Here is a 17,270-nt window from a genome sequence, read left to right as displayed (position 1 = left end):
GACTAAGGATTCTCATGAGCAAACAGGAAAACGAAATAACACAGCAAGCTGTTGCATTGGGGTTCGATGGTAACAATGCACCGAAGGTAACAGCTAAAGGCTCAGGGCTAATTGCAGAAGAGATCATTTCAGTGGCAAAAGAGGCGGGTATCCACATCCATAAAAACGCAGACTTAAGTAACTTCCTGCAAAATCTGGAGCTTGGTGATGAGATCCCAAAAGAACTATACCTACTTATTGCAGAGATAATTGCGTTTGCTTATATGCTAGATGGGAAGTTTCCACAGGAGTGGAATAATATGCACAAAAAAATAATCGAGGAGATATAAATACGAGCTAAGAAGATTGCTGACTACGTCAGCTTCGAGGGCAGTAGCAAGCTCCTTACTAGGACGTTCACGAGTTCACTGCGAGAGCGGCTATTTTTACATCCGCTGTAGGTTGGGCTTTAGTCCATCAAACCCAATAAACCAAAGCGACGGCATAAATGCCGACCTACAATAGAAGAAAGCAATTCCGTCAACTGTTGCCACCAGTGGTGTTCGTCTTTAGTTACTCTCGCCAACTAGTTGTCCCCTAGTACCTAGCAGGGCAAAGCCCGTCCTTCTCTGCTTAACCTTTGCCATGAAGGCGGATTAACAATTCAGCCTCAGCTTTAGGGATCTCACACTCATGTACCAGCTCCTCAATACCAGCGCCTAAATCTACCATCTTCATCGCACGGGTATAGAGCTTAGCTTGAGGGTCTTGTTGGTTCGCTTCATCTAATCTCGCATCATGCTGAGAAGCTCTCTTTTCAAGCTCCAACATACGCCTACCAACACCAATAGTGCCGCTCCTTAGCTCCTGCAGTTCACGCTTAACACTCTCACGTTGGCGATCGCTCTCCTTCACTAAGAGAGTTAACGCATCAACCTTGCTCTTTAACTTTTTTGTTTGGATATGCAGATAAAGTAATAAGCCTAAACAGGCTATTACACACACAAGTGCAGCGATTAAAATTTCATCACCAATCATGTTTATTAAAACTCTTATAAAGCAGAAACGAGAAATCAGTCCCTAATAGCTAGGGACTAACACTCAGGATTAGGTGGCTGTTAGACTTGTGTTAACTCCATCCACTCTTCATCAGACAGTAATTTATCCAGATCAACGAGAATTAATAACTCATTATCTCTATTGCTAACGCCTTGAATAAATTTAGCACTCTCTTCAGTACCGACATTTGGCGCATTGTCAATCTCAGAGCCACGTAAGTAAACGACTTCAGCAACACTATCAACCAAAATGCCGATCACTTGCTTCTCAGCTTCGATAATCACGATTCGAGTAGAATCATCCAGCTCCGAAGATGCCAAACCAAAACGTGATCTCGTATCGATCACTGTAACCACATTGCCTCGCAGATTAATGATCCCCAACACATAGTGAGGAGCACCTGGTACCGGAGCGATTTCGGTATACCTTAGCACTTCTTGAACCTGCATGACATTGATGCCATAGGTTTCATTGTCGAGCCTAAAGGTTACCCATTGCAACACTTCGTCGTCTTTACTTACCGCTACTTGATTTGCGTCTGTCATATTTACCTCAGCCAACAGGATCCTGACTACCTAAACCTGAATTTAATAACTCAATGAGTGAATGCACATGCAATATGCCACACATCTGCTCTTTTACAACTCCTGCCAACCAGGGGCGCTTACCCGACCTGCTTCTCCAGTTGACATCCGATTTCATTATTTTTACCGAATTCACTAAGGATTCACACGTTAATCCCCAGTTACTATCTTCTAATAATACAACATATTGATAGTTTACGGATTCAGCTAATGCATCATCATACTTCTCAGGCATAACCCAAGCACAAGTATCGACTACATTTAACTGCGAATCTCTATGAGTTTGAACCCCTTTATACCACGAAGGCCTTCCCATAATATGGTTGAGCCTATCAAGTTTAACAATCCCACCTAAGCTAACTAACGGCACAGCCAATGTTAACCCTGCCACTTTAAAGAATAGTACTTGAAACTCATCATCGAGAGTTTCAAGTAGATCTTTTGTTACTTTAGGCGGAATTTCTCCCGTTTTTGTCTCAAGCTTTGTTTCTACAGCTTGTTTTTGCTCATCAAGCGCTTGTTCCTGAACTTCAGGCTTAACTTTTTTCGCCTCAGAAGTACTCTTAAGTTTGCTATCTGTTTTAACTACGGCAACATCTTTTACTTTTTCCTGTGTAGCTTCTTTTAATTCAGGCTTAAATAAAGGCTCAAGTAGTTGCTCTAATGCTAACTTATTAAGATGTGGATCTTGCTTTTTTGTATTAACAAAGCTCTCTGCTTTTAATTTAGCTTGTTTCTGAATTTGCAGAGCCTCTTCACAAACACTCTTTTTTAGCGCTTCAAATTTGTCTATATCTGCTAAGTCACTCTTTTCTTCTTGTGCATTGATTTTAACAACGGGACTTTTAATCTCTTTTTGCACAATTTGAACTGGTTTTTGCGATTTAGCCGCTTCAACAGGTAAATCAGTATTTGCTCCGCTCTCATCATCTTCCAATAATAGAGAGAAGTAATCTAAAACCGCATCATCAACTGAGTTTGACATGAGGTGATGCTCCTGCAAGTAGATAATCTAACAGCCTTGCATATGCTTTTACACCACGGCTAGTCGCAGCAAAATGTGATGCAGGAAGATGAGCTAAACTTGCATCTCTAAACTTAGTGTCCACTGGTATTACATCCATCCATAACTGTTCCCCATAATCTTGACTTAATTGCTGTAATGCCGCAGATGAGGCTTTTGTTCGACGATCATACATAGTTGGTACTATGGTATAGCCATATTTGATATTTTTAGAACGCCCCATCAAAATCATGGTTTTAAGCATTCTATCTAACCCCTTAATAGCAAGAAACTCAGTCTGAACGGGGACGATAATATGTTGACTCGCTGCTAAAGCATTCACCATCAGCACACCTAATACTGGTGGACAATCAATTAATGCAATGTCGTAGCTCTCTTCAACCAACAATAGTATTTTTTTGAGTATCAGCCCCATACCACCTTGGTGGCCTAATGAACGGTCAAGTGTCGCTAATGCCATTGTTGATGGGAGTAGATCTATCCCCTCAACTTGAGTAGAAACGATATGCTCTTTTACTAGCTCTGTAGTCAGTTGCTTATGCTCTAAAAAAAGATCGTAAAGAGATGAATTAACATCTTCAGAGTCAATACCAAGGTAATAGCCTAAAGAAGCATGGGGATCGGTATCGATCATCAACACCTTCAAGCCGCGCTTAGCTAAGGTACCAGCTAAACTCGCTACAGTCGTTGTTTTACCAACTCCCCCTTTTTGATTCGCTATTGTCCAGATTTTCAAAGAAATCCCCTCAACTGCTATCCTTAAGTTTTCTGACTAATCATTTTCTCGGGTTGTCACTCTAATTCCACCATGTGGCAAAACGATGACTTTTACACCTTGTTCGTCTTCTGAAATGGTTCTAGGGGCGATAAGCCGACTCTCATCCCCTTCGTCAGTACTTATTGTATCTTCTATCGCTTCTTGAAAGGGTACAACCGCTTCATTAGGCAATACCTCAATCATATCGTCAATCGTATTTTCTGTTCGCTTTGCCTGCGGTAGAACTTCAGAAACAGGTTGAGTTTCATCAACATGCTTGTCACTAACCTCTAGCGCCGCCGTTGTACTATTCTTATCAAAGACAGGAGTATCAACAACTGAATCAACCACTCCTGGCCCAACACTGACTTTCACTTCTTGTTTCGGCTTAGCTTGCTCCAACAAGGCTTTTGTTGCTTCTGGGTTTTCAGACATCCACTTAGCAACAACTTCAGCTTGTTCATCAGGAACCATAAGCAATACTTGACTACTTTCCAGCCGTTGAACCTCTGATACTAAGAGCTCATTTTTATGCCGGATTTCAAGGTACAAGGAGGCGAATACGAATACTGCAACTGAAAGTAGAAAGATGATCAAAATAGAGAAAGTACTAAACTTTCCCTTAGACTTAGCCATTTGATGATTCTCGTAAAATAGCATCTGCCATCTGTTCAAGCCCTATAGACTGACTTGAAAGACCTGCTGCAGTAACTGCTTGCGGCATACCATACACAATACATGAAGCCTCATCTTGCGCCCAAATTGTCGCTCCAGAGCTTTTCAACATACGTGAACCTTCTCTACCATCGGCTCCCATCCCAGTTAAAATAACCGCCAATGTATCTTTACCTAATACTTTAGATACTGAAGCAAAAGTGATATCTACTGATGGCTTGTAATTCATATCTTCACTTCCAGCAACAATCTTCAAGCGGCCATGAGTACCAGCTCGTTCTAGCATCATCTGCATTCCACCTGGGGCTAAATAGGCGTGGCCAGCTTTTAATTGGTCTCCAGAAACAGCTTCCTTTACCTCGATTTGACATAATGCATTCAAGCGAGATGCAAAGGCAGGTGTAAAGGCCGCTGGCATATGTTGGATCAACAAAATGGGATGAGGGTAATTCTGAGGAAATTTAGTCAATATTTTTTGCAGCGCAACAGGCCCACCTGTTGAAGTACCAATCAATAATATTCTATATTTCTTACCAGAGGCTCGATTAATAATACTAGGCTTAGGTGATACTACTGAGCCGCTTACTGCTCTTGGTGACACTGGTGTAGTCACAGGCCTAGAGACAGGTGTAGGAGCTGATTTAGTTACAGAGGGAGTAATAGGTTTGTAAACCCTTCTGCGACCAATGGTTTTAATCCTTTGCTGCAATAACCGTATTGCTTCATCTTTATTGGTTGCAATATCCTCAAAACGCTTTGGCAAAAAATCAAGTGCGCCCGCTTCTAAAGCATCTAATGTTGCTTTTGCTCCATCATGTGTCAGAGAGGAAAACATCAAAATAGGAACAGGGGTATTTGCCATAATCTCCCGCACAGCAGAAATCCCATCCATTACCGGCATCTCTATATCCATGGTAATGACATTAGGCTTTAGCTCTGCAGCCATTTTTACTGCTTCTGCTCCATTAACCGCAGTACCAATGACTTCTAAATCAGGGTCTTTAGAAACAATTTCACTCACCCTTCGACGAAAAAAACTTGAATCGTCAACAACGAGAACTTTAATGCTCATTCAATTTCCTATCCGCATTTAGTTTTATTTTTTTGCGTAATTACTTAATAAACCAGGAATATCAAGAATAAGAGCTATTCCGCCATCGGATGTAATTGTTGCACCAGCCATTCCTGGAGTGCCATGCAACAAGGTACCTAGAGGCTTAATCACCACCTCTTCTTGGCCGATCAAAGAGTCAACCACAAAACCTATCTGTCTGGTACCTAACTGAACAATAACAACATGTCCGTGCTCTTTATCCCCGTGCACCAATGCACTTGGGTCTCGGCTCAACCAGTGTTCTAAATAAAACAGTGGCACCGCTTTTTGCCTAACAATGACGGTCAACTGACCATCAACAATATTTGTTTTAGTTAAATCTAAATGGAAGATCTCACTCACACTCGATAAAGGCAAGGCGAAAACCTGTGTAGCGACCTCAACCATTAATGTAGGCATAATAGCAAGCGTAAGCGGAACCTTGATCTCTAATACCGTGCCTTTCCCTTTCATGGAGTCGATATGAATCGTACCATTAAGTTGGGCAATACGTGTTTTAACCACGTCCATGCCAACGCCACGACCTGAGATATCTGAAATTTCAACCTTGGTAGAAAAACCAGGAGCAAAAATCAAATTATAAGCTTCTGTATCTGACATACGTGATGCAGCATCTTCATCCAACACCCCACGACTGATTGCAATCTCTTTCAGCTTTACGGGGTCCATTCCAGCGCCATCATCCTCAATCTTAAGCAGGATATGATCGCCTTCCTGACTTGCAGATAAGGTAATCGTACCGGTTCTGGATTTTCCAGTCTCCTCTCGCACATCTGGCATCTCAATACCGTGGTCAACAGAGTTTCTCACTAAGTGGACCAATGGATCTGCTAAGGCTTCTACAAGGTTTTTATCTAGATCGGTATCTTCACCGATCATATTAAGATCAATCTCTTTTTTCAGTGTACGAGCCAAGTCTCTGACAACACGAGGGAAGCGGCCAAATACCTTCTTGATTGGCTGCATACGAGTCTTCATGACCGCGCCCTGCAGATCGGCTGTCACCAGGTCGAGATTTGCCAAAGCTTTAGACATCTCCTCATCATCACGGGCGATGCCAAGACTAAGCAATCTATTTCTCACTAACACGAGCTCACCAACCATGTTCATAATCTGATCGAGACGAGCTGTATCAACCCTCACCGTCGTTTCAGCCTGAGGCATATTGGTAGCTGCAGGTTTATTAGCCCCAGCAGCTTTAGGTGCAGCCTTAGCTTTAGGAGCTGGCGCGGCTTTGGGAACTGGAACATCTTTAGGTACAGGCTCTGTGGGTACAACTTTTTCAGGCTTAGCTTTCTTCTCTACCGCAGCAGGAGCTGGCTCACTAACGTTTTTGGGTGAACCGGAACCATGTAATTCATCAAGCAACTTTTCAAATTCATCATCTGAAATGTCATCAGAATCAACTGGAGGTGGCGGAGTTTCCTCCACTTTAGCAGCTTGTTCATTAGCTTTAAATTTGCCAGACCCATGGAGGTTATCTAGTAACGATTCAAATTCATCATCAGTAATATCATCATTTGAACTTGATTCGGTTGCTTGCTCTGCTGAAGATTTATCTGCACCATTTGCACTTCCATGAAGGGCATCAAGCAGTGCTTCAAATTCAGATTCATCAATTTCATCAATACTACTATCATCGCCTGAGGCTGGTTCTTCATCAAATAGATCGATGCCTTGATCAGAATCTACTTCAGGTTCACCTTGAACAGGTTCTTCGACAACCTCGGCTGCAGAGTTATCAGTTTCAGAACTCTCTTCGGCGGCATCAGCCCCACCTTCATTGGGTAGCAACTTACCCGCACTGAGTAGTTTCAAATTAGCAAGAAGATCAGGATCGGCAGAGTCTTGTTCCTCACCAGCCTGCGTTTGAGCAAACATTGAGTTGATGGCATCGACAGCATGCAAAATAATATCCATCAATTCCGCAGAAACATCACGCTTACCTGTACGAAGCAGGTCAAACGTATTTTCAGCTTCATGGCATATATCGACCATAGGGTTCAAACTGAGAAAGCCAGCCCCCCCTTTGACCGTATGAAACCCACGGAAAATGGCATTTAGCAGTTCCGTATCCTCTGGATTATTCTCCAAAGTGACCAACTGTTCTGATAAAAGCTCTAAAATCTCACCCGCTTCTATCAAAAAGTCCTGCAGTATCTCTTCATCAACATCAAATGACATTAATTTGACTCCTAATTAGAAACCTAGACTCGATAGCAGATCATCAACTTCATCTTGACCAGCTACGACATCTTCTCGTTCCTCTGCGTTCACTATCGGTCCTTCAGCTTCAATGCCAGTCTCCGACGTAGGTGAACTATCGACAGAAGACTGCTCACCAAATACGGTCAACATAGAAACTAAATTGTTCTCTACTTCTCGAACTAAATCGATCACCCTGCGGATAATCTGCCCCGTCAAATCTTGAAAATCTTGGGCCAACAATATTTGATTTAATAGCTCTTTGAGGCGTATAGAATCCTGCTCACTCTGCTCAACGAATTGCTCAACATCGTGACATAGTTTTTTAAATTCAGTCAGTTCAATATCTCGCTTCATCAGTTTCGCCCATTTAGGCTTAACCGACTGAATATTTGTAGTTAGCACATCGGCAAGAGGTAAACACTCTTCAACAGCATCCATGGTTTTATTAGCAGCTTGCTCTGTCATATCGATGACATAATTTAAACGCTCTTTAGCATCAGGGATCTCAGTGCTCGCTAAAGTCACCAGTCTGTCATCAACTTGAAAATCAACAATAGCGCTGTGTAGCTGTCGAGTTAGTCTTCCAACCTCATCGAATAGTTCTTTCTGGATAGGTGTTGCAATTTCTCTGACCAAGTCATCGGCTTGCTCCTGCTCACCCTGAGTAAGCAGGTCTACAAGTTTGCTAGCTTGTTCTAGTGAGATTAACCCCGAAGTAGTAGCCTGCATAACACAACCTTGATTAACCGAGTCGTTCGAAAATTTTGTCTAACTTCTCTTTCAATGTTGCAGCTGTAAACGGCTTGACAACATAACCATTAACACCAGCTTGCGCCGCTGCAATGATCTGCTCTCTCTTAGCTTCAGCAGTCACCATTAATACAGGAATATTTTTTAATTCATCGTCAGCACGAATGGCCTTCAATAGATCAATACCTTGCATTCCTGGCATATTCCAATCGGTAACGACAAAATCAAAATCGCCTTTTTGCAGCATAGGTAATGCTGTGGAACCGTCATCAGCTTCCTGAGTGTTGTTAAAACCCAAGTCCCTTAACAAGTTCTTGATGATACGCCTCATTGTTGAGAAGTCGTCAACAACGAGAATCTTCATATTCTTGTCCAAAGTGTCCTCCGCGGAGCTCTAATTATTACTTACGTGATCTTATTATTTGTCCAATGCTTAAGTTTAGCTTTTAGTCTGAGCATTGCCTGACTTAGTATCTGGCTAACTCGGGACTCACTAACTTCAAGAATGGACCCAATTTCTTTTAAATTTAACGCTTCATCATAATAAAGCGATAAAACTAATCCATCTCTTTCTGGTAGAAGCTTGATCGCTTCAACCAAGGCTGTATGAAACTCAACATCTGCAATCGATTCAAAAGTGTCATCCTTTCGCTCCTCTGCTTGACCTACAACATCAAGTGACACACCTAAATCTTCAATTCCAACCACCTTTCCAACTGAAACATCATTAAGAATATGGTGGTACTCATTTAGCGATATATCAAGTCTTTGAGCAATTTCAGTGTCTTTTGCATCTCTTCCAAGCTCTTGTTCTAACTCATCGATAACTTGAGCAACACGTCTCTGGTTTCGATGTACCGACCTTGGAACCCAGTCCCCACGGCGTATCTCATCAAGCATAGAGCCACGGATCCGTATTCCAGCAAAGGTTTCGAACTTTGCGCCTTTACTGCCATCAAAATTCGTAGAAGCTTCGAGCAAACCCATCATTCCAGCCTGTAACAGGTCATCAATTTGAACTGACGCTGGTAAGCGTGCTAAAAGATGGTGAGCAATCTTTTTAACCAATGGAGCATACTGTTCAACGATTGAAGCTTTATTATCTAAACAAGTATACGCAGCGGTTTTACTCACTCGCTCTGTCCTCTTGATACTCAGGCTTCTGCACTAATCGCTCAACAAAGAACTCTAAATGTCCTCCTGGTTGTTGAGGAATAGGCCAGCTAATAATCTTATTTGCTAAGCCATGGTAAGCGATGGTGGCAGGCGACTTTGGAAACGCTTCTACAACCAATTTTTGCTTACGTACAGATTTTCGCAAGTTTTCATCGAAAGGAATTGTAGCGACCAATTCTAATGCGACATCTAAGAAACGATCTGTAACTTTACTAAGCTTAGCAAAGAGTTCCATACCTTCCCGTAAACTTCGCACCATATTTGCAACTATTTTAAAACGAAAGACGCCATGCTCTCGACTTAGTATTTTAATAAGCGCATAGGCATCAGTGATAGAGGTGGGTTCATCGCACACAACGACCAATACATCTTGCGATGCACGGGAGAAGCTCAACACCATATCTGAGATCCCAGCCGCAGTATCGACAATCAAGACATCAAACTGAGTGCGCATCTCACTAAATGCACGAATAAGCCCAGCGTGCTGAGCAGAAGAGAGTTCCACCATTGCTTGGGTACCAGAGGTCGCAGGAATGATTCCAATGCCTTTAGGGCCACGCACAATGATATCATCCAGCTCAACATCGCCGGATAATACATGAGATAAGTTACGCTCAGCACGAAGCCCAAGCATAATATCAACGTTAGCTAGTCCTAAATCCGCATCTAAAACTAAAACCCGCTTACCTTTCTCTGCCAATGCAACAGCCGTGTTAATTGACACACTGGTTTTACCAACGCCACCCTTACCACCAGAAACCGCTATTACTTTTACTTTATCGTTATATGGTTGATTCATCATACGTAAACCACTTGCTTGATCCCGAGTCATCACTTTACTCAAATGCATAGGCCCTTTCTTCAGAGCGCTCACTGTTCTGTTCTATTACTTGTTCTTTCCTGTTTAATACTGACAGCGCTTTGTTTGCTAATGCTAATGTATCAGCAACTTGCATATCTTCAGGAACCCTTTGACCATCAGTAACATAACTTAATGGTAACCCACTTTGTATCAATACGCTTAACGCTGGTGCTAAAGAAACTGACTCATCAAGTTTAGTTAACACGGCACCCGAAAGCGGAATTCGCTTAAATTGTGCGACAGCATCTTCTAATACTCTTCTCTGTCCTGTTGCTGACAGTACCAGATAACTCCTGATAGGTAATCTGCTATTTGCAGCTAAATTATCTAGTTGTTGAAAAAGTCTTAGATCTCTTTGTCCCATGCCCGCCGTATCTATCAATACTAGCTTGCGATTACGGAACTGATAAAGAATTTGTTCCAACTCATTGAGATCATGAGCCTGCTTAACTGGGCACCCCATTATTTTGCCATAGGTTGCCAATTGCTCAAAGGCTCCAATACGATAATGATCTGTTGTTATCAGTGCAACTTGATCTGAACCATGGTGTGCAGCAAATCGAGCAGCTAACTTTGCAACTGTGGTTGTTTTACCGACTCCAGTTGGACCAACAAAAGCAACAACACCACCTTGGCGAACAATATCATCCCCTTGATTATCTAGCATATTTGCTAAACAGCGAGGCAAAGCTTTGACTAATTCAGCTGGCTGATAGTGCTCACTTAAATCTGATAGTTTTGTCGCTACCATTGGAGAGAACTCAGCTTCTAACAGCTTACTTTCTAACATAGCGCCCACAGGGTTTGTGCGGCTTTTCTGCTCAGATAATAGAGAGGTCACTTGATGTGTCAGTAAGTTACGCAGCGACGCCAGCTCTTCACGCATGGCATCCATCTCTTGATTAGACCCAGAGTTAGCTTTCGAATTCCCATGGTTTCTTTGCGCATATTGCTGAGGTTCAACCTCAGGAGCAGCTTTCTTAACCTCAGGAGCTTTTAACCCTTTCGCCCAATCAGGCATCTCCAGCTCAGCACTTTTATTGGTAGCTTGTTGGTTCACTCTACTTTGCTGTCGCTCAAGTAATGCTTGTAAAGAATCGGCAGCGGGAGCAGGATTTGCCTTAGTTTCTGTTCTTACTGGCCTTTTAAAGCCCAGTGATATTTTCTCTTCAGCCAAATCCATGAAACTTGGTGTCGCTGGTGTCTTTGGAGCTTTCTGTAAATTGGGCTTTGGCTCGTCATAATCAACTGCCGCCACAATCTCAATACCACCCGTCACCTTTTTATTTGACATAATGACAGCATCAGAGCCTAGAGTCTCTTTGACTTGAGCTAGGGCTGTGCGCATATCTTTTGCTAAAAATCGTTTAATCTTCACTTACACACCCTCTACTGGCCAACCGCAGACACTATTCTTATCTGCTTTTCATCGGGTACTTCCTGATAGGAGATAACCCTTAGATTCGGGATTGTATGCTTAACAAACCTAGATAGGGTTGAACGTAGCATACCTGAAGTAAGCAATATTGCGGGTTGCCCTATCATCTCTTGTCTTTGGGATGCATCTTCTAATGACTTCTGCATTCGTTCAGCAAGACTCGGTTCGATATTCGGACCTTCCCCCCCTGTCGCTTGCATAGACTGATGCAACATCTGTTCCAACTCTGGCGCCAAAGTTATGACAGGGATTTCAGTTTCTGGCCCGCTGATCTCCTGAACAATCATACGTTTTAACGAAATTCGAACCGCTGCTGTAAGCACTTCTGTATCAGCACTCTTTGGCCCATACTCTAACAAAGTTTGCACTATCGTCTTAAGGTCGCGAATAGAAACACCTTCATTAAGTAGATTCTGCATCACTTTAACCACTGTCCCCAAGGGCATAACATCAGGAATAAATCCATCCACAAGCTTAGGAGAGTGCTTCTTCAGCATATCCATCAACTGTTGAACCTCTTCATACCCCAGTAATTTGGCCGCATTGTTCGTTAGTAGTTGACTTAAATGAGTAGCAACAACCGTGGCAGCATCTACGACGGTATAACCTAATGATTGCGCGTGTTCTCTTAGCTCTGGAGCGATCCAAACGGCCTCTAAGCCAAAAGCGGGATCTGTAGTTTCAACCCCATCAAGTTTTCCGTACACTTGCCCAGGGTTAATCGCTAACTCACAATCATGCCTGATATCAGCTTCACCAGAGGCAACTCCCATCAAAGAGATCCGATAGCTGTTTGGAGAGAGATCTAAATTATCGCGTATATGCACAGCCGGTACTAAGAAGCCCAACTCTTGAGAAAGCTTCTTACGCACACCTTTTATTCGACCAAGCAGCTCACCGCCTTGACCTTTATCAACAAGAGGAATTAAACGATACCCCACCTCTAAACCAATAGTGTCAACATGTTGTACATCATCCCAACTTAACTCTTTTGGTTTAGCATCAGCGGTTTCAGCAGGAGATTTTTGCGCAAGCTCTAATGCATGCGCTCGCTTACTCTCTTGTTTTCGGTAAAGAAAGTAAGCAATAGAAGCCGTGATTATACCGAAAGAGATAAAAGCGAAATGGGGCATGCCCGGGACAATTCCCATGATCAACAACACACCTGATGCGATAGCAATTGATTTAGGACTGTCAAACATCTGGCTCATCATCATCTGGCCCATGTCACCAGACTCGTTTTGACGTGTCACCATCAATGCAGCGGCTATTGATAGAAGTAGGCCAGGGATTTGAGCCACTAGGCCGTCACCAATGGTAAGCAGAGTGTAGATCTCAACCGCAGTTGAAAAATCAAGGTCGTGCTGCACCATACCGATAACAAAACCACCTAGAATATTAATCACTAAGATCATTATCCCCGCTATGGCATCACCTTTTACAAATTTAGAAGCACCATCCATTGCACCATAAAAATCGGCTTCTTTTGTCACTTCAGCACGTCTTATTCTGGCTTGGTCTTGATTGAGCACACCCGCATTTAGATCGGCATCAATGGCCATCTGCTTGCCCGGCATAGCATCCAAGGTAAAGCGAGCACTCACCTCTGAAATTCGACCAGCACCTTTTGTTACAACGGCAAAGTTGATGATAATGAGGATTAAAAATACAACCAGTCCGACGGCGTAGTTACCGCCAATGACCACTGAACCAAAGGCTTCAATCACTTTACCAGCAGCATCGCCACCATTATGCCCTTCAAGTAACACCACTCGAGTCGAAGCCACATTAAGCGCTAACCGCAATAGGGTCGCAACCAACAGAACACTAGGGAAAGCGGCAAAATCTAACGGCCTATCCGTATAGATAGCCACAAGTAAAATAACTAATGCTAATGAGATATTAAAAGAAAACAGGATATCAAGCAGAAATGCAGGTATTGGCAACACAATCATCGCCAAGGCTGCCAGCACAAGTAACGGAGTCCCCACCCCTTTAAAATGAGCAGGTTTAATATTTTTAAACTGACCTAGGCTTGCTTTAACATCCATTAAAAAGAGTCCAAACTTTGACATCTAGCTCTGATACAGCAAGATTTAAGCCAATATACTTCATTAATTAATAGCGGTTGATTTAATTAATATTTTCCAAGTTTGTCACTATACTCTTTAAATCCCGTTAAATGAATGTTCTAGCTTTCTAACTGAACAAATTAACAGCAAAAGTATACTTAATGTTTTAACTCATCAGGAATGGGCTGGTTGACGGGAATGGGAGTCGGCTTTCTGCCACCCTTTTGTTGATATTGGCGAAGCTGAAATACATAGGCTAACACCTGAGCCACAGCAGTAAATAACCCTTCAGGGATCTCTTGCTCTATTTTCGTCGTATGGTAAATCGCACGGGCTAAAGGGGGAGCAGATACAATAGCAATCTCATGTTCTCTTGCTATCTCTCTAATTTTAAATGCGACATCATCAACCCCTTTGGCTAACACATAAGGGGCAGTAGACTTCATTACATCATATTTTACTGCCACAGCGTAATGCTCCGGGTTGACCACGATAACATCGGCGTTCGGCACTTCACTCATCATTCGCCTTTGCGCCATCTCCCTCTGCATCTGTCTTACTTTTCCTTTAACTTCAGGTTTCCCTTCGGTGTCTTTGTACTCATCTTTAATCTCCTGTTTGGTCATTTTAAGCTGCTTATTGTGATTCCAGATCTGAAATGGAACATCGATAACCACAATGAGCAAGGTTGAGGAGCAGAGCAGTATAAACATCCATGCAAGTAAATCTAAAGAGTGATAAACATTACCAGGAAGGTGCTCACGAGAGAGCGCTAGAATATCATCGAAATAGAAGCTGAGCAGAAAGTAAGCCGCTAAGGCAACGACCGAAAACTTAGCAATACCTTTAGTTAATTCAACCAAGGCCTGTACACCAAACATTCTCTTAAACCCCTTGACAGGGCTCATTTTATCAGGTTTAGGCATAAATGCTTTGACCGAAAAAGTGATCCCACCGAGGACAATGTTACCAATAAATGATACTACCGCTAGAAAGGCTATCAAACTTAAGATAGGGAATGCTAATTCAAGCCCAATAAACTTCCATATAAGGAACATCTCATTTGTATCAAATACTTGCGCTCTATCAATGGTAAATAGATTCGTCATAATTGACGCTAATGCTTTTGCAATGCCTGGACCTGCCATGACAAAACCAACAGCTGAAGCGAGGAGAACCGCTGAGGTACCTAACTCTTTTGAACGGGCAACCTGACCTTTTTCTCGCGCTTGCTCCCTGCGCCTGGGAGTTGCCTCTTCGGTTTTCTCTTGGCTACTGTCGTTTTCAGCCATACATTAAAACCTTCCATCGACATTGCATTGAAGTTCAACGATGTCACATAAAAGCAGCTGTGCATCGCGCCATACTGCGCCAAAGTGCTCCATAATAGGTGTTAAGGTTAACCATAGAATAAATAAACCTGTAACCATAGTAACTGGGAAACCGATGGCAAAGATGTTCAGCTGTGGGGATGCCCGTGTCATAACGCCAAATGAGAGGTTAATCATAAGCAGGGCTACAATGGCCGTCATCGACATCGTTAAGGCTGCTCCAAACATATATGCCCCCCACTCCGCTAATAGCTTATAACTTGCAATACTGATCCCTTGGTCGGAAATGGGAATAGTATCAAAGCTAACAACCAACATACGAATTAAGACTAAATGGCCATCGACAGCTAAAAATATCATGGTTGTGAGCAGCAAAAAGAAGTTACCAATCACAGGTGTTTGCTGACCGGATGAGGGATCAACCATGGACGCAAAACCTAAACTTGTCTGCATACCAATTATTTGACCCGTTAGAACAAAAGTTTGCATAACCAATAAAGTCACAAACCCCATTGCCACGCCAATGATTATCTGCTGAAAAATAATAAAGCCTGATGAGAGAGAAAATAGATCAACGTTCTCCATGGGAGGAAGCACTGGGGCGATGGCAAATGTAATTGTCATCGAGAGCAGCAGTCGTATTCGAACCGGAGTTGTATTGGCACCGACAATTGCCATTGCCATCAACATACTGGCGACACGGAATAATGGCCACATATAGGATGCAATAGCATCCATTAAGGTCCCCATTAATATCTCCATGGTTATCGACTCAGACTAACCATGCTCTGCTCTCTAAGCAGACATATATTCAAAAAAAATGCGTGACAGGCACTCATTAGCCAATCACCTGCGGGATCATATTCACCATTTCAAAGAAGAACTCCATCATAGTTTGAATCAATGTATGTCCCAGAAACATAAGCGCAAATAGTGTCGTTAATAGACGAGGTAAAAAACTTAATGTTTGTTCGTTAATAGAGGTTGCAGCCTGAAAAACCGCCACAATAAGACCAATAACTAGGCCAGGTAAGATGATCAACGAAACAATAGTAACGATGACAGATAAGGCTTCACGGAAAATATCAACCAGTGATTCTGGACTCATATAGCCCCCTAAGTCCCAAAACTATTCGCCAAGGTACCCATAACCAAGCTCCAGCCATCGACAAGTACAAACAGCATGATTTTAAAGGGCAAAGAGACAATCATAGGAGAGAGCATCATCATACCCATGGCCATCAAAATACTGGCGACCACAAGGTCGAGCACCAAAAATGGGACAAATAGCATAAATCCGATCTGAAAGGCTGTTTTTAACTCACTGGTGATAAACGCCGGAATGATGACACTCATGGGAGCTTCATCTACTGAATTAATGTTTTGATAACCAGAGATCTCTACGAAGGTTTCCAGATCTGTCACACGAGTTTGTGCCAACATAAACTCTTTAATTGGCTCTTTTCCAACATGAAACGCCTGCTCTATATTCATACTTTCATTCATGTAAGGCTTCACCGCGCTATCATAAACCTTGTCAAAAACCGGTGACATGATGAAAAAAGTAAGAAACATACTCATACCAATCAAGACTTGATTAGAGGGAGTTTGCTGTAAACCAATTGCTTGGCGAAGAATTGATAAAACAATGATAATGCGTGTAAACGATGTCAACATAATGAGCATGGCAGGCAGGAAGCTCAGTGCCGTCATCAACAGCAATATCTGCATTGTGACCGAATATTGAGTATCGCCATCGGCGCCAGTTGAAACTGTCACCGCAGGTAATATGCCATCCTGTGCAAAAATATCAGGAGAAAAAAGCAGTAAAGTGAAGGTAATTAATAGCAACAATCGATTCATAGTTGTTTTGTCTTAGCTTGACGCAGTCGAGTTGCGAAGGAGTCGGGATCTGTTTTGACAGCAGTATCGAGCTTATCGATCAAGTTTACTTGCTGAGCGGTAACCCCTAGCAAGTATTGCTGCCCTTCAACCTCTATCAACACCACTTTCTCTCTCTGTCCAAGTGGTGTTGCCGCCACCATTTTCAACACACCATTACTAGCTGGCACCAAGTTAAGCCGTTTGACGATATAGGCTAATACAAATATCAACACTAGGACTAAAATCAGTCCCCCCATCATATTTAATAACGCGTCCATCCCAGTACCTTTCTCTAGGGGAGTCGCTAACTCAGAGGCGGAAGTAGCACCGCCAACTAGCAATGAGAGCATTTTAGGG

19 protein-coding genes are annotated in these 17,270 nt (G+C 42.7%); 1 reads left to right on the top strand and 18 read right to left on the bottom strand.

Annotation, left to right across the window (positions count from 1 at the left end):
- The first annotated feature begins 14 nt into the window (after positions 1 to 14).
- Positions 15 to 329, top strand: coding sequence for an EscU/YscU/HrcU family type III secretion system export apparatus switch protein (locus tag SWOO_RS08360; RefSeq protein WP_012324277.1), 315 nt, complete (start codon positions 15 to 17; stop codon positions 327 to 329).
- Between the two features lie 283 nt (positions 330 to 612).
- Here SWOO_RS08360 and SWOO_RS08355 read toward each other — a convergent pair whose 3' ends face one another.
- From SWOO_RS08355 to fliO, 18 genes are all read right to left on the bottom strand, one after another.
- Positions 613 to 1,014: a DUF2802 domain-containing protein gene (locus SWOO_RS08355; protein ID WP_374700125.1), complete on the bottom strand. Its 402-nt coding sequence runs from the start codon at positions 1,012 to 1,014 to the stop codon at positions 613 to 615.
- Between the two features lie 83 nt (positions 1,015 to 1,097).
- On the bottom strand, positions 1,098 to 1,583 hold the full coding sequence (locus SWOO_RS08350) for a chemotaxis protein CheW (RefSeq protein WP_012324275.1): 486 nt from the start codon (positions 1,581 to 1,583) through the stop codon (positions 1,098 to 1,100).
- Between the two features lie 7 nt (positions 1,584 to 1,590).
- Complete coding sequence (locus SWOO_RS08345) at positions 1,591 to 2,607, bottom strand: chemotaxis protein CheW (protein WP_012324274.1); 1,017 nt, start codon at positions 2,605 to 2,607, stop codon at positions 1,591 to 1,593.
- Positions 2,591 to 3,382, bottom strand: coding sequence for a ParA family protein (locus SWOO_RS08340; RefSeq protein WP_012324273.1), 792 nt, complete (start codon positions 3,380 to 3,382; stop codon positions 2,591 to 2,593). Before SWOO_RS08340 ends, SWOO_RS08345 begins: the two co-directional genes overlap by 17 nt.
- 36 nt (positions 3,383 to 3,418) lie before the next feature.
- Positions 3,419 to 4,039, bottom strand: coding sequence for a hypothetical protein (locus SWOO_RS08335; protein ID WP_012324272.1), 621 nt, complete (start codon positions 4,037 to 4,039; stop codon positions 3,419 to 3,421).
- On the bottom strand, positions 4,032 to 5,150 hold the full coding sequence (locus SWOO_RS08330; protein WP_012324271.1) for a protein-glutamate methylesterase/protein-glutamine glutaminase: 1,119 nt from the start codon (positions 5,148 to 5,150) through the stop codon (positions 4,032 to 4,034). The genes SWOO_RS08335 and SWOO_RS08330 overlap by 8 nt, the downstream gene beginning before the upstream one ends.
- Before the next feature lie 24 nt (positions 5,151 to 5,174).
- The gene (locus tag SWOO_RS08325) at positions 5,175 to 7,376 is read right to left on the bottom strand and encodes a chemotaxis protein CheA (RefSeq protein ID WP_012324270.1); all 2,202 of its coding nucleotides are present in this window, start codon (positions 7,374 to 7,376) and stop codon (positions 5,175 to 5,177) included.
- A 15-nt stretch (positions 7,377 to 7,391) separates the two neighbouring features.
- Positions 7,392 to 8,129 (bottom strand): protein phosphatase CheZ, encoded by a 738-nt coding sequence (locus tag SWOO_RS08320; RefSeq protein WP_012324269.1) that lies wholly within the window; start codon positions 8,127 to 8,129, stop codon positions 7,392 to 7,394.
- Positions 8,130 to 8,142: 13 nt separating this feature from the next.
- A complete protein-coding gene (cheY, locus tag SWOO_RS08315) occupies positions 8,143 to 8,526 on the bottom strand; it encodes a chemotaxis response regulator CheY (RefSeq protein WP_012324268.1) in 384 nt (127 codons plus the stop codon).
- Between the two features lie 29 nt (positions 8,527 to 8,555).
- Entirely contained in the window at positions 8,556 to 9,284 is a 729-nt protein-coding gene (locus SWOO_RS08310) for an RNA polymerase sigma factor FliA (protein ID WP_012324267.1), read from the bottom strand.
- Positions 9,277 to 10,158 (bottom strand): MinD/ParA family protein, encoded by an 882-nt coding sequence (locus tag SWOO_RS08305; protein ID WP_012324266.1) that lies wholly within the window; start codon positions 10,156 to 10,158, stop codon positions 9,277 to 9,279. The genes SWOO_RS08310 and SWOO_RS08305 overlap by 8 nt, the downstream gene beginning before the upstream one ends.
- A gap of 4 nt (positions 10,159 to 10,162) precedes the next feature.
- A complete protein-coding gene (gene flhF / locus SWOO_RS08300; RefSeq protein ID WP_012324265.1) occupies positions 10,163 to 11,566 on the bottom strand; it encodes a flagellar biosynthesis protein FlhF in 1,404 nt (467 codons plus the stop codon).
- An 11-nt stretch (positions 11,567 to 11,577) separates the two neighbouring features.
- Positions 11,578 to 13,677, bottom strand: coding sequence for a flagellar biosynthesis protein FlhA (flhA, locus tag SWOO_RS08295; RefSeq protein ID WP_012324264.1), 2,100 nt, complete (start codon positions 13,675 to 13,677; stop codon positions 11,578 to 11,580).
- Between the two features lie 179 nt (positions 13,678 to 13,856).
- Positions 13,857 to 14,990, bottom strand: coding sequence for a flagellar biosynthesis protein FlhB (gene flhB, locus SWOO_RS08290; protein WP_012324263.1), 1,134 nt, complete (start codon positions 14,988 to 14,990; stop codon positions 13,857 to 13,859).
- Positions 14,991 to 14,993: 3 nt separating this feature from the next.
- Positions 14,994 to 15,791 (bottom strand): flagellar biosynthetic protein FliR, encoded by a 798-nt coding sequence (fliR, locus tag SWOO_RS08285; protein WP_041417551.1) that lies wholly within the window; start codon positions 15,789 to 15,791, stop codon positions 14,994 to 14,996.
- A gap of 76 nt (positions 15,792 to 15,867) precedes the next feature.
- The gene (locus tag SWOO_RS08280) at positions 15,868 to 16,137 is read right to left on the bottom strand and encodes a flagellar biosynthetic protein FliQ (protein WP_012324261.1); all 270 of its coding nucleotides are present in this window, start codon (positions 16,135 to 16,137) and stop codon (positions 15,868 to 15,870) included.
- Positions 16,138 to 16,145: 8 nt separating this feature from the next.
- A complete protein-coding gene (gene fliP, locus SWOO_RS08275) occupies positions 16,146 to 16,892 on the bottom strand; it encodes a flagellar type III secretion system pore protein FliP (RefSeq protein ID WP_012324260.1) in 747 nt (248 codons plus the stop codon).
- Entirely contained in the window at positions 16,889 to 17,263 is a 375-nt protein-coding gene (fliO, locus tag SWOO_RS08270; RefSeq protein ID WP_012324259.1) for a flagellar biosynthetic protein FliO, read from the bottom strand. The genes fliP and fliO overlap by 4 nt, the downstream gene beginning before the upstream one ends.
- Between the last annotated feature and the right edge of the window lie 7 nt (positions 17,264 to 17,270).

Source organism: Shewanella woodyi ATCC 51908 (genome assembly GCF_000019525.1).
GTDB lineage: Bacteria > Pseudomonadota > Gammaproteobacteria > Enterobacterales > Shewanellaceae > Shewanella > Shewanella woodyi.
This window is presented reverse-complemented; position numbering and strand designations above follow the sequence as displayed.

Coding starts and splice junctions, on each gene's coding strand:
- fliO (WP_012324259.1), bottom strand. CDS start 17,263: ATGCTCTCATTGCTAGTTGGCGGTGCTACTTCCGCCTCTGAGTTAGCG.
- SWOO_RS08320 (WP_012324269.1), bottom strand. CDS start 8,129: ATGCAGGCTACTACTTCGGGGTTAATCTCACTAGAACAAGCTAGCAAA.
- SWOO_RS08330 (WP_012324271.1), bottom strand. CDS start 5,150: ATGAGCATTAAAGTTCTCGTTGTTGACGATTCAAGTTTTTTTCGTCGA.
- fliP (WP_012324260.1), bottom strand. CDS start 16,892: ATGAATCGATTGTTGCTATTAATTACCTTCACTTTACTGCTTTTTTCT.
- SWOO_RS08305 (WP_012324266.1), bottom strand. CDS start 10,158: ATGACTCGGGATCAAGCAAGTGGTTTACGTATGATGAATCAACCATAT.
- SWOO_RS08335 (WP_012324272.1), bottom strand. CDS start 4,039: ATGGCTAAGTCTAAGGGAAAGTTTAGTACTTTCTCTATTTTGATCATC.
- SWOO_RS08360 (WP_012324277.1), top strand. CDS start 15: ATGAGCAAACAGGAAAACGAAATAACACAGCAAGCTGTTGCATTGGGG.
- fliR (WP_041417551.1), bottom strand. CDS start 15,791: ATGGAGATATTAATGGGGACCTTAATGGATGCTATTGCATCCTATATG.
- flhB (WP_012324263.1), bottom strand. CDS start 14,990: ATGGCTGAAAACGACAGTAGCCAAGAGAAAACCGAAGAGGCAACTCCC.
- SWOO_RS08345 (WP_012324274.1), bottom strand. CDS start 2,607: ATGTCAAACTCAGTTGATGATGCGGTTTTAGATTACTTCTCTCTATTA.
- SWOO_RS08350 (WP_012324275.1), bottom strand. CDS start 1,583: ATGACAGACGCAAATCAAGTAGCGGTAAGTAAAGACGACGAAGTGTTG.
- flhA (WP_012324264.1), bottom strand. CDS start 13,677: ATGGATGTTAAAGCAAGCCTAGGTCAGTTTAAAAATATTAAACCTGCT.
- SWOO_RS08280 (WP_012324261.1), bottom strand. CDS start 16,137: ATGAGTCCAGAATCACTGGTTGATATTTTCCGTGAAGCCTTATCTGTC.
- SWOO_RS08325 (WP_012324270.1), bottom strand. CDS start 7,376: ATGTCATTTGATGTTGATGAAGAGATACTGCAGGACTTTTTGATAGAA.